The following is a 12,214-nucleotide window of genomic DNA, read 5'->3' on the forward strand; positions in this document are numbered from 1 at the left end:
TGAAAAGGTCTGGTAGAATCCGCGGCCTAATTACGTGCGGTATTCAACAATAGTGTTGGGTGGCGGCACGCTAGCTGAGGAAGACACCATGAAAGCTGATATTCACCCGAATTACCCAGTCATCGCTGTTACCTGCAGCTGTGGCAACAAGTTCGAAACCCGTTCGACTTTCGGCAAAGCTCTGCCAATCGACGTGTGCAACGAATGCCACCCGTTCTACACCGGTAAGCAGAAGACTCTGGACACCGGTGGTCGCGTTCAGAAGTTCGCAGACCGTTTCGGTGCTTTCGGCAAGAAACCTGCTGCTGCAGAGTAAGGTTGAAGGGCCCGGTGGGCTTTTCCTCGTTGCTGAAAAAGGCGTCCCTCGCGGGCGCCTTTTTTGTGTCCGCGATTTGGCTGTCCGGCGCGCAAGCCTATTGCCCGGCGCCGACTGGATTGACCAGCGTTACGGTGCAGCGCGTGGTCGATGGCGACACCTTGCGTTTGAGCGACGGCCGCAGCGTGCGGATGATCGGCCTCAACACGCCTGAGCTGGGCAAGCAGGGCCGCAGCGATGAACCTTTCGCGGTGGCGGCACGCAAGCGCCTGCAAGCGCTGGTCGATGCCAGCGGCGGACGTGTCGGCTTGCTCCCCGGCACGCAAGCCAAAGACCACTATGGGCGTACGCTCGCGCATATTTACAGTGCCAGCGGCGCCAATCTCGAAGCGCAAATGCTCGCCGATGGCCTCGGTTATCAGGTCGCCGTTGCGCCGAATGTCGATCTTGTTGCCTGTCAGCAAGCCGCCGAACGCAGTGCGCGAAAGGCCGGGCTGGGCCTCTGGCGGCAGTCACCTGTACTGAAAGCGGCGCAGATTCAACGCTCGGGTTTCGCCGTGATCAGTGGGCGTGTGAGCAAGGTTCAGCGCAATCGCGGTGGAATTTGGATCGAGTTGCAGGACGCGCTTGTGTTGCGCGTTGCACCCAATCTGGTCGGACAATTCGACAATGCCCGTTTGCTGGCGCTCAAAGGCAAGCAAATTGAGGCTCGCGGCTGGATCGTCGATCGTTCGCGGCGCGCTGAGCTGCAATCCGGTCAGTCACGTTGGTTGCTTCCGCTGACGGATCCTTCAATGTTGCAAACGCCGCACTGAAGAAAAATTGTAGACATTTTTTCTGTCGATTGTGAACAGTCAAGCCCTTGTGCGCCGTGGCTCTTGGCCCAAAGTCGTAGGGCAGGGCGCTTGACAGGGGTGACCGCTCAGTCTTGTGGGGACTTTGCGAGGCGCGTATCCTCGCTGACCAGTCTGTCCAACAGTAAAAAGCGGAATGCCAAAATGTCTGATCTGAAAACTGCCGCTCTCGAATATCATGCCAATCCTCGTCCAGGGAAGCTGAGTGTCGAGCTCACCAAGGCCACTGCTACCGCTCGCGACTTGTCGCTGGCCTACAGCCCCGGCGTAGCTGAACCAGTGCGTGAGATCGCTCGCGATCCTGAACTGGCCTACAAATACACCGGCAAGGGCAACCTGGTTGCAGTCATTTCCGATGGCACCGCGATTCTCGGCCTGGGCAACCTCGGCCCATTGGCTTCCAAGCCAGTGATGGAAGGTAAAGGCGTACTGTTCAAGCGCTTCGCCGGCATCGACGTTTTCGACATCGAAGTCGACTCCGAAAGCCCGCAAGCCTTCATCGACACCGTAAAACGCATCTCCATCACCTTCGGTGGCATCAACCTGGAAGACATCAAGGCGCCAGAGTGCTTTGAGATCGAACGTGCTCTGATCGAGCAGTGCGACATTCCGGTATTCCACGATGACCAGCACGGCACCGCGATCGTGACCGCTGCGGGCATGATCAACGCTCTGGAAATCGCTGGCAAAACCCTGCCGGACGCGAAAATCGTCTGCCTGGGCGCCGGTGCTGCCGCCATCTCCTGCATGAAACTGCTGGTGAGCATGGGCGCACGCATCGAAAACATCTTCATGGTTGACCGTACCGGCGTGATCCACTCCGGCCGTGACGACCTGAACCAGTACAAAGCCGTGTTCGCTCACGCCACCGACAAGCGCACTCTGGCTGACGCACTGGCAGGCGCTGACGTGTTCGTCGGTCTGTCCGGCCCGAACCTGCTGAGCGCTGAAGGCCTGCTGTCGATGGCGGCCAATCCGATCGTGTTCGCCTGCTCGAACCCGGATCCGGAAATCTCCCCGGAGCTGGCGCACGCCACCCGTAGCGACGTGATCATGGCCACCGGCCGTTCGGACTACCCGAACCAGGTCAACAACGTACTGGGCTTCCCGTTCATCTTCCGTGGTGCCCTGGACGTTCGCGCCAAGCGCATCAACGAAGAAATGAAAGTGGCTGCGGCCAACGCCCTGCGTGAGCTGGCCAAGCTGCCGGTTCCACAGGACGTGTGCGATGCCTACGGCGGTGCTCCGCTGGAATTCGGCCGTGAGTACATCATTCCGAAGCCAATGGACAAGCGCCTGATCACCCTGATCTCCGACGCTGTGGCCAAAGCTGCGATCGAGACCGGTGTAGCGACCCTGCCGTATCCGAAGAACTACCCGCTGAAAAGCGTGGATGACGTGTTCAACGGTTAATTCGTTGTAGCACTTCAAACAGAAGCCCCGGCTCGTGAGAGTCGGGGTTTTTTATTGCCTGAAGATCAAGAGCCCCCTCACCCTAACCCTCTCCCTGAGGGAGAGGGGACTGACCGTGGAAGATTCGCGAGATACACCGACCTGAAAGTGCATTAGCGCCTATGGATTCAGCACAGCACGTTCAGGTCGGCATCCCTCACCAGCATCCCCCAATCAGTCCCCTCTCCCTCCGGGAGAGGGCTAGGGTGAGGGGCTCTTGATCTTCAGCCATAAAAAAGCCCCGCACTTCTCACGAAGGCGGGGCTTTTCAATACCGTTGGATCAGAACAAGTCGATCGGCGCCTGCTCATCTGCTGGCAGCGGGCTGCCCGGTACGGCGCCATTGCCCAGTTCATTCACCGACGGTGGCGTGTCTTCAGACTTGAACAGCTCGAAGTACGCGCCGGGTGTGCTCGGCGTCGCCGCACGGCCACTGACCGGGTCCACACGCAAGCTCAGCAAACCTTCCGGCTCAGGCTGCACATGCGGCGGTTTGTCCTTGAGCGCAGCCGACATGTAGTTCATCCAGATCGGCAGCGCCACAGTACCGCCGAACTCACGGCGTCCGAGGCTTTCCGGCTGATCGAAGCCGGTCCACACCGTGGTCACGTAGTCGGCGTTGTACCCGGAGAACCACGCGTCTTTCGATTCGTTGGTGGTGCCGGTTTTACCGGCGATATCGCTGCGGCCCATGGCCAGTGCGCGACGGCCGGTGCCGAGCTTGATCACGTCCTGCAACATGCTGTTGAGGATGTACGTGGTGCGACCATCGACAATCCGCTCAGCCACTGCCGGTGCTTGCGGCACGGCCGCGCTGCCCGGCACTTCGCCCGCAACCGGTGTGGCGTTGACCGTAAACGAATCGGTGTGCGGCGCTGCGATACCGTCCGTCGCCGAACCACCCTGAGGCACGGTCGGCGGGTTGGCGACGAACAGCGTGTCGCCATTGCGGCTTTCAATCTTGTCGATGATGTACGGAGTGATCTTGTAGCCGCCGTTGGCGAACGTACTCCAACCGGTGGCAATCTCCATCGGCGTCAGCGTTGCAGTGCCCAGCGCCAGCGACAGGTTTGGCGGCAGATCCTGCTTGTTGAAGCCGAAACGGGTGATGTAGTCGATGGTTTTGCCCACGCCCATGGCTTGCAGCAGGCGGATCGACACGAGGTTGCGCGACTTGTACAGCGCTTCACGCAAACGGATCGGGCCGAGGAAGGTGTTGGTGTCGTTCTTCGGACGCCAGACCTTGTCCAGGTACTCGTCGACGAACACGATCGGCGCGTCGTTGACCAGCGTGGCAGCGGTATAGCCGCTGTCCAGCGCAGCGCTGTAGACGAACGGCTTGAAGCTCGAGCCCGGCTGACGCTTGGCCTGCATGGCGCGGTTGTAGTTGCTCTGCTCGAAGGCGAAACCGCCGACCAGCGAGCGAATCGCACCGTTCTGCGGGTCCAGCGACACCAGTGCACCTTGTGCCTGCGGGATCTGGCTGAATTTCAGCGAATTGTCTTTCTGGCGCTGCACGCGAACCAGATCGCCGACCTGCGCCACATCCGACGGCTGACGCGGATTGGCGCCCATGCTGTTGGTGTTGAGGAACGGTCGTGCCCATTTCATGGTGTCCCAGGCGACGTGCTCTTCGCCGGTGCGCGTCAGCACTTGCAGGCCGTTCTTGTCGACCTGGGTGACGATGGCCGGTTCGAGGCTGCTGATCGTGCGTTGTTTGGTCAGTTCGCTGGCCCATGCCTCACGGGTCTTGCCCGGCAGGCGCGACTCGGGGCCACGGTAGCCGTGACGCTGGTCGTAGGTCATCAGGCCTTCGTGCAGCGCGGTGTTAGCCATTTCCTGGAGGTTGCTCGGCACCGTGGTGGTGACGCGGAAACCTTCGGTGTAAGCGTCGCTGCCATAGCGGCCGACCATTTCGGCGCGGGCCATCTCGGCGATGTACGGCGCGTTCACTTCCGGGGTTGGCACGTGATAGCTGGCGTTCAGCGGCTCGTTGATCGCGGCGGTGTAGTCCGCTTCGCTGATCTTGCCGAGCTTGTACATGCGCCCGAGGATCCAGTCGCGGCGTTCTTTGCTGCGTGCCGGGTTGGCCAGCGGGTTGAAGCGCGAAGGCGCTTTCGGCAGGCCGGCGATCATCGCCATCTGCGCCAGGCTGACATCACGGATCGACTTGCCGTAATACACCTGCGCCGCCGCTTCGATGCCATAAGCGCGGTTGCCCAGATAGATCTTGTTCACGTACAGCTCAAGGATTTCATCCTTGGTCAGCTGCCGCTCGATCTGCAGGGCCAGAAGGATTTCGGTGGTTTTGCGCGAGAAACTGCGTTCGCTGGTCAGGAAGAAGTTCTTCGCCACCTGCATGGTGATGGTGCTGCCACCGGACTGAATGTGTCCGCTCTTGACCAGTTGGGTCGCGGCGCGCATCAGGCTGCTCGGATCGACGCCATAGTGGTTGGCGAAATTGTCGTCTTCAGCACTTAGTAACGCATTAATGAAATTGGGGGGAATGTCGGCGAAACGGATCGGTGTACGGCGCATTTCGCCAAATTCTGCGATCAACTTGTTGTCGCTGCTGTAGACCCGCAACGGAATCTGCAACTGAATGCTTCGCAGAGCCTCCACAGACGGCAAACCCGGACTAAGGTAAAGAAACGCGCCGCTGAGACCTAAAAGCAGTCCGCAGAAAACGGCGACGATGGACCAACCGAAAAATTTCAGCAGACGAATCAAGGCTTTTGGACATCCAGGGCAAAGAATGAATTTGGCGACGGGGCTCCGGCTACACACAGAACCATCCGCGCTTGCAGTAAAAAGCGGAAAAAAACGCTGGGCATTATAAGCACTTTTCTGCTGGGGGCGTCATTTGCGCTTCTGTCAAGACGGGGTGAAGGAACGCAATGCGTATTACAGAGTCCGTAACTCACGGAAAGTCATAGGGAATTGGTAGTGCTGGGACTCTTCAATAAAAAGGCCAATACGTTACTGGGGATCGACATCAGTTCCACGTCAGTGAAGCTGCTGGAACTGAGCCGTCAGGGTGATCGCTACCGGGTCGAGGCGTATGCGGTAGAGCCGTTGCCGGTCAACGCCGTGGTCGAAAAAAACATCGCCGAACTTGAAGGCGTCGGTCAGGCCCTGAGCCGTGTGCTGGTCAAGGCGCGCACCGGGCTCAAGAGCGTGGCGGTCGCGGTGGCCGGTTCTGCGGTGATCACCAAAGTCATCGAAATGGACGCCGGGCTGTCCGACGACGAGCTGGAAAACCAGCTCAAGATCGAAGCCGACCAATATATTCCCTACCCGCTGGACGAAGTCGCCATCGATTTCGAAGTCCAGGGTGTATCGCCGCGCAATCCCGAGCGGGTCAACGTGTTGCTCGCCGCCTGTCGCAAGGAAAACGTCGAAGTCCGTGAAGCGGCGCTTGCCCTCGCTGGCCTGACGGCGCGGGTGGTCGATGTCGAGGCCTATGCGCTGGAGCGTTCATTCGGCCTGCTTGCGACGCAACTGGCGGCCTCGCAGGAGCGTCTGACCGTCGCGGTGGTCGACATCGGCGCGACCATGACCACCCTCAGCGTCCTGCACAACGGCAAGATCATCTATACCCGCGAGCAATTGTTCGGTGGCCGGCAACTGACCGAGGAAATCCAGCGCCGCTATGGCCTGACCCTCGAGCAGGCCGGGCTGGCGAAAAAGCAGGGTGGTCTGCCCGATGATTACATCAGCGAGGTCTTGCAGCCGTTTCGCGAGGCGCTGGTGCAGCAAGTGTCGCGCTCGCTGCAATTCTTCTTCGCCTCCGGCCAATACAACGCGGTCGATCACATTCTGTTGGCCGGCGGCACGGCGTCGGTGCCAGGGCTGGACCGTTTGATCGAGCAGCGCCTGAATACGCCGACGCAAGTAGCCAATCCCTTTGCCAGCATGGCCTTGAGCAGCAAGGTTAACGCTGGAGCATTGGCCAGCGATGCGCCGGCGCTGATGATCGCCTGCGGGCTCGCGCTCAGGAGTTTCGACTGATGGCGCGGATCAACCTCCTGCCGTGGCGCGAAGAGCGTCGCGAAGAACGGCGCAAACGCTTTCTGCTGGCCTTGATCGGAGTGGTGGTCGGCTCGGTCGGAGCGGTGCTGATTGTCGATCAGGTGATCAGCGCGGCCATTGAGCGGCAAGTGGCGCGCAACGACTACATCGGCAAGCAGATCGCCGTGGTCGACGAACGAATCAAGCAGATCAGCGAACTCAAGGCGCGCCGTCAGCAATTGGTCGAACGCATGCGCATCATTCAGGATTTGCAGGGCAACCGGCAGATCAGCGGGCGAATCTTCGATCAGCTGGCGCGTACGCTGCCGGACGGCGTGTATTTCACCGATGTGAAGATGGTCGGCAAAACCCTGTCGATCAGTGGTGCTGCCGAATCGAACAATCGGGTCTCAGACCTGATGCGCAATCTGGAGGCCTCCGACTGGTTCGACGCACCGAGCCTCAATGAGGTGAAGGCAACGACTGCAGGCCAGGTGGATCAGGCCAACACCTTTGAACTGACGGTACGGCAGACCCAACCCCGCACCGTGGAGGACGAGCAATGAAGCCGTCCGAATGGCTGGAAAGTCTGCGCGACATTGATTTCAACGATCTCGACACCAGCAACATCGGTTCCTGGCCGGCCGCCGTGAAAGCCATGGCCGGAGCGCTGTTGATGGTGCTGGTGTTGGCGCTTGGCTATAACTTTTTCATCAGCGATCTGGAAAACCAGCTGGAGGCCAAGCGCGAAGAAGAAGTCGCGCTCAAGGAACAGTTCGCCAGCAAGGCGCGCCTGTCAGCCAATCTCGAGCTGTACACCCAGCAAATGAAGGAAATGGAAAATACCTTCGGCGTGCTGCTGCGGCAATTGCCCAGTGACACCGAAGTGCCGGGCCTGCTCGAAGACATCACCCGTACTGGCCTGGGCAGTGGCCTGGAGTTCGAAGAGATCAAACTGCTGCCGGAGGTCACTCAGCAGTTTTACATCGAGCTACCGATCCAGATCACCGTCACCGGCGCCTATCACGACCTGGCCACTTTCGTCAGTGGCGTGGCCGGGCTGCCGCGCATTGTCACCTTGCATGATTTCGAACTCGCTCCTGCCGATAAAGAGGGCGGGCCGAAGCTGCGCATGAGCATCCTTGCCAAGACCTATCGCTATAACGACAAGGGGCTGCAGAAATGAGCCCGATTCGTTACATCGCGTTGTCGATGGCGCTGCTCGCGCTGAACGGTTGTGGTGGCAGCGATGACTTCAGCGATCTCGATGCCTACCTGAACGAAGTGCGCCTGCGCCCGGCAGGCAAGATTGAACCAACCCCGACATTCCGGTCTTACCCCACATTCACTTACAGCGCGGCCAACCTGCGCAGTCCGTTCTCGCGCCAGGTGCGGGTCGATCTGGCCGGGCAGAAACATGGCTCACGCAACGTCAAACCCGACCCCAACCGGGTCAAGCAATACCTCGAAGGTTTCAACATCGAGCAGTTCGAGATGGTCGGCACGATTGCCAATGCTTCCGGCTCCTTCGCATTGTTGCGCGGAGCGGGCGCGGTGCACCGGCTGAAAGTCGGCGATTACCTGGGGCGCAACGACGGTCGCATCGTCGCCATCAGCGCCACCCAGGTCGATGTGGTCGAGATCGTGCCCGACGGCGAAGGCGCCTGGCTGGAGCGTCCGCGCACCATTCCTTTGAAAGAGCACTCATAGTGGAAGTCGAACAATGAACAGGATTTTCTCCACCCTCGGTTTTTCGCTATGGATAGCGCTGATGTCGCCGATGGTACTCGCGGCCAATCTGAAGACGCTGGATGTCGCGGCGTTGCCGGGTGATCGCGTCGAGCTGAAGTTGTCGTTCGACGGCCCGCCGCCGCAGCCCAAGGGCTACACCACTGAATCACCGGCGCGGATTGCGCTGGATCTGCCCGGTGTTGCCAGTCAGTTGGCCAGCAAGAACCTCGATCTGGGTAGTGGCAATGCGCGAACGGCCACGGTGGTCGAAGCCAAGGAGCGCACGCGGCTGATTGTCAGCCTGACGCAGCTGGCGCCTTACACCACGCGGGTCGAGGGCAATAACCTGTTCGTGGTCGTCGGTCAGGGCGCACCGGCAACTGCGCCGCGTCCTGCTGTCGTTGCGCCTCGTGCTACTGCAAAAGCTATTGCGCCCACCAAGGCATTTGTACCGAAAAGCCGGGCGATTCGCGGTGTGGATTTCCAGCGTGGAACAGCAGGCGAAGGCAATGTCGTCATCGACCTTTCCGATCCGACCATCGCCCCGGATATCCAGGAGCATGACGGCAAGATCATTCTCAGTTTCGCCCGCACGCAGTTGCCGGAGAAGCTGCGGGTGCGCCTCGACGTCAAGGATTTCGCCACCCCGGTGCAGTTCGTCAATGCCGCAGTGACCGCTGATCGCACGGTTATTACCGTCGAGCCCAGCGGCACCTACGAGTACTCCACCTTCCAGACCGACAACAAACTGACCGTCAGCATCCGCCCAATGACGGTCGATGACCTGCAAAAACGCAACGCTGACCGTCAGGCGTACGTCGGTGAAAAGCTTTCGCTGAACTTCCAGGACATTGATGTGCGCTCGGTGCTGCAACTGATCGCCGACTTCACCAATCTCAATCTGGTCGCCAGCGACACGGTGCAGGGTGGCATCACCTTGCGCCTGCAAAACGTGCCGTGGGATCAGGCGCTGGATCTGGTGTTGAAAACCAAAGGCCTGGATAAACGCAAGATCGGTAACGTGCTGCTGGTCGCTCCAGCCGATGAAATCGCAGCACGCGAGCGCCAGGAACTGGAGTCGCAGAAACAGATCGCCGAACTGGCGCCGTTGCGCCGTGAGCTGCTGCAAGTGAACTACGCCAAGGCAGCAGACATCGCCAAGTTGTTCCAGTCGGTGACCAGTGCCGAAGCGAAAATCGATGAACGCGGTTCGATTACCGTCGATGAGCGGACCAACAACATCATCGCCTACCAGACCCAGGATCGCCTCGACGAACTGCGGCGAATCGTGGCACAGCTGGATATCCCGGTGCGTCAGGTAATGATCGAGGCGCGAATTGTCGAGGCCAACGTCGATTACGATAAAAGTCTGGGTGTGCGCTGGGGCGGGTCGATTCAGAACAAGGGCAACTGGAACGCCTCCGGAGTCAACGGTTCGTCGACCACCATTGGTACACCCGGCAGCACCAGCACCAACTCACCGTTCGTCGACATGGGTACCGTGGGCAATACTTCAGGGATTGGCATTGCCTTCATCACTGACAATGTCCTGCTCGATCTTGAGCTGACAGCGATGGAGAAGACCGGCAACGGTGAAATCGTCTCGCAACCGAAAGTGGTCACCTCCGACAAGGAAACCGCCAAAATCCTCAAAGGCACTGAAATTCCGTATCAGGAAGCCAGCTCCAGTGGTGCGACTTCGGTGTCGTTCAAGGAAGCCTCGCTATCGCTGGAAGTGACGCCGCAGATCACCCCCGACAACCGCATTATCATGGAGGTCAAGGTCACCAAGGACGAACCGGATTACCTGAACAAAGTGCAGGATGTGCCGCCAATCAAGAAAAACGAGGTCAACGCCAAAGTGCTGGTCAACGACGGCGAAACCATCGTGATTGGCGGTGTTTTCTCAAATACTCAAAGCAAGGTCGTAGATAAGGTGCCATTTCTTGGCGATGTGCCGTATCTTGGCCGCCTTTTCCGGCGTGATGTGGTTTCGGAGAAAAAATCCGAGCTGCTGGTATTTCTCACACCACGTATCATGAATAACCAGGCGATTGCTGTGAGTCGTTGATTCTGTGCGAAATTTGATTCTTGTAGGACCGATGGGCGCTGGCAAAAGCACCATCGGCCGGTTGCTGGCCAAAGAGCTGCGCCTGCCGTTCAAAGATTCCGACAAGGAAATTGAACTGCGCACGGGCGCCAATATCCCGTGGATCTTCGACAAGGAAGGCGAGCCCGGCTTTCGTGACCGTGAGCAGGCGATGATTGCCGAGCTGTGCGCGTTCGACGGCGTGGTCTTGGCGACCGGCGGTGGCGCCGTCATGCGCGATGCCAATCGCAAGGCCCTGCATGAGGGGGGGCGAGTGGTGTATCTGCACGCCTCCGTCGAACAGCAAGTCGGCCGCACGGCGCGCGACCGCAATCGGCCGTTGCTGCGCACCGCCAATCCGGAGAAAACCCTGCGCGACCTGCTGGCGATCCGCGATCCGCTCTATCGGGAAATCGCCGATCTGGTGGTGGAAACCGACGAACGGCCGCCACGCATGGTGGTGCTCGACATTCTTGATCGTCTGGCGCAGCTTCCACCCCGTTAAAGCATCGTTCGAAATGCGCTATCCTCGGCGTCCTGTCACAGCCCGTCGAGGTTGTGGCGGATGGCGTGCGAGCGGCGTCATACCCGCTGTAGGCCGCAGACAACCAATAATTCAGGGCAGGACGCCTGCTTCCATCTTCACTGTGGGGACACATGCAGACACTCAAGGTCGATCTAGGCGAGCGCAGCTACCCGATTCATATTGGCGAAGGTTTGTTGGATCAGCCCGAGTTGCTGGCTCCGCACATCCATGGGCGGCAAGTGGCAATCATCTCCAACGAGACCGTTGCGCCGCTCTATCTTGAACGTCTGACCCGCAGCCTCGCGCAGTTCTCGGTGATCTCCGTGGTGCTGCCGGACGGCGAAGCCTTCAAGAACTGGGAAACCCTGCAACTGATCTTCGACGGTCTGCTGACCGCCCGTCATGATCGCCGCACCACCGTGATCGCCTTGGGCGGCGGTGTGATCGGCGACATGGCCGGTTTCGCCGCATCCTGCTATCAGCGCGGCGTCGACTTCATCCAGATTCCAACCACTTTGCTTTCTCAGGTCGATTCATCGGTGGGCGGCAAGACCGGTATCAACCATCCGCTGGGCAAGAACATGGTCGGCGCGTTCTATCAGCCGAACGTGGTGCTGATCGATACGGCGTCCCTGAAAACCCTGCCAGAGCGCGAACTGTCTGCCGGCCTGGCGGAAGTCATCAAGTACGGGCTGATCTGCGACGAGCCGTTCCTGACCTGGCTCGAAGACAACGTCGACGCCCTGCGCGCGCTGGACCAGAAAGCCCTGACTTACGCCATTGAGCGCTCCTGCGCAGCCAAGGCTGCGGTGGTCGGCGCCGATGAGAAGGAAACCGGTGTGCGCGCCACGCTCAACCTTGGCCACACCTTTGGTCACGCCATCGAGACCCACATGGGCTATGGTGTCTGGTTGCATGGGGAAGCGGTCGCAGCTGGCACGGTGATGGCGCTGGAGATGTCTGCGCGTCTGGGCTGGATCAGTGATGAGGAACGCGATCGCGGTATCCGCCTGTTCCAGCGCGCCGGTCTGCCGGTGGTGCCACCGACTGAAATGACCGAGGCCGATTTTCTTCAACACATGGCAATCGACAAAAAAGTGATCGACGGTCGTCTGCGCCTGGTGCTGCTGCGCCGGATGGGCGAAGCGGTAGTGACCGACGATTATCCGAAAGAGGTTCTACAGGCCACGCTGGGAGCGGATTACCGCGCCCTGGCTCAGCTTAAAGGTTAATAA

Annotated in this window: 11 protein-coding genes; 10 read left to right on the top strand and 1 reads right to left on the bottom strand. The window is 59.7% G+C overall.

The annotated features are described in order from the left end of the window. Window positions 1–88: 88 nt before the first annotated feature. The 3 genes from rpmE to AC3IUF_RS02035 all read left to right on the top strand — a co-directional run bounded on the left by rpmE (window position 89) and on the right by AC3IUF_RS02035 (window position 2,583). Window positions 89–316, top strand: coding sequence for a 50S ribosomal protein L31 (gene rpmE, locus AC3IUF_RS02025; protein ID WP_007909403.1), 228 nt, complete (start codon window positions 89–91; stop codon window positions 314–316). Window positions 317–330: 14 nt separating this feature from the next. Continuing rightward, window positions 331–1,131: a thermonuclease family protein gene (locus AC3IUF_RS02030; RefSeq protein ID WP_489280218.1), complete on the top strand. Its 801-nt coding sequence runs from the start codon at window positions 331–333 to the stop codon at window positions 1,129–1,131. Between the two features lie 183 nt (window positions 1,132–1,314). Further along, window positions 1,315–2,583 (top strand): malic enzyme-like NAD(P)-binding protein, encoded by a 1,269-nt coding sequence (locus AC3IUF_RS02035; protein ID WP_007909407.1) that lies wholly within the window; start codon window positions 1,315–1,317, stop codon window positions 2,581–2,583. Window positions 2,584–2,904: 321 nt separating this feature from the next. Here the strand turns inward: AC3IUF_RS02035 and AC3IUF_RS02040 are convergent, their stop codons facing one another. Beyond that, complete coding sequence (locus AC3IUF_RS02040; RefSeq protein ID WP_371857969.1) at window positions 2,905–5,349, bottom strand: penicillin-binding protein 1A; 2,445 nt, start codon at window positions 5,347–5,349, stop codon at window positions 2,905–2,907. A 219-nt stretch (window positions 5,350–5,568) separates the two neighbouring features. Between AC3IUF_RS02040 and AC3IUF_RS02045 the strand changes: the two genes are divergently transcribed. From AC3IUF_RS02045 to aroB, 7 genes are all read left to right on the top strand, one after another. After that, a complete protein-coding gene (locus AC3IUF_RS02045) occupies window positions 5,569–6,633 on the top strand; it encodes a pilus assembly protein PilM (protein WP_095113433.1) in 1,065 nt (354 codons plus the stop codon). Then, window positions 6,633–7,199, top strand: a complete 567-nt coding sequence (locus tag AC3IUF_RS02050; protein ID WP_489280220.1) for a PilN domain-containing protein — start codon at window positions 6,633–6,635, stop codon at window positions 7,197–7,199. Before AC3IUF_RS02045 ends, AC3IUF_RS02050 begins: the two co-directional genes overlap by 1 nt. Continuing rightward, window positions 7,196–7,819, top strand: coding sequence for a type 4a pilus biogenesis protein PilO (pilO, locus tag AC3IUF_RS02055; protein ID WP_007909415.1), 624 nt, complete (start codon window positions 7,196–7,198; stop codon window positions 7,817–7,819). The genes AC3IUF_RS02050 and pilO overlap by 4 nt, the downstream gene beginning before the upstream one ends. Continuing rightward, on the top strand, window positions 7,816–8,343 hold the full coding sequence (locus tag AC3IUF_RS02060; protein ID WP_007909420.1) for a pilus assembly protein PilP: 528 nt from the start codon (window positions 7,816–7,818) through the stop codon (window positions 8,341–8,343). The genes pilO and AC3IUF_RS02060 overlap by 4 nt, the downstream gene beginning before the upstream one ends. Before the next feature lie 13 nt (window positions 8,344–8,356). Beyond that, the gene (locus AC3IUF_RS02065) at window positions 8,357–10,435 is read left to right on the top strand and encodes a type IV pilus secretin PilQ (protein ID WP_489280221.1); all 2,079 of its coding nucleotides are present in this window, start codon (window positions 8,357–8,359) and stop codon (window positions 10,433–10,435) included. A gap of 4 nt (window positions 10,436–10,439) precedes the next feature. After that, complete coding sequence (gene aroK, locus AC3IUF_RS02070) at window positions 10,440–10,958, top strand: shikimate kinase AroK (protein WP_025110261.1); 519 nt, start codon at window positions 10,440–10,442, stop codon at window positions 10,956–10,958. A 152-nt stretch (window positions 10,959–11,110) separates the two neighbouring features. Then, complete coding sequence (gene aroB, locus AC3IUF_RS02075; RefSeq protein ID WP_007909430.1) at window positions 11,111–12,211, top strand: 3-dehydroquinate synthase; 1,101 nt, start codon at window positions 11,111–11,113, stop codon at window positions 12,209–12,211. Window positions 12,212–12,214: the final 3 nt, after the last annotated feature.

It is taken from the genome of Pseudomonas sp. KH_040 (assembly GCF_057839305.1).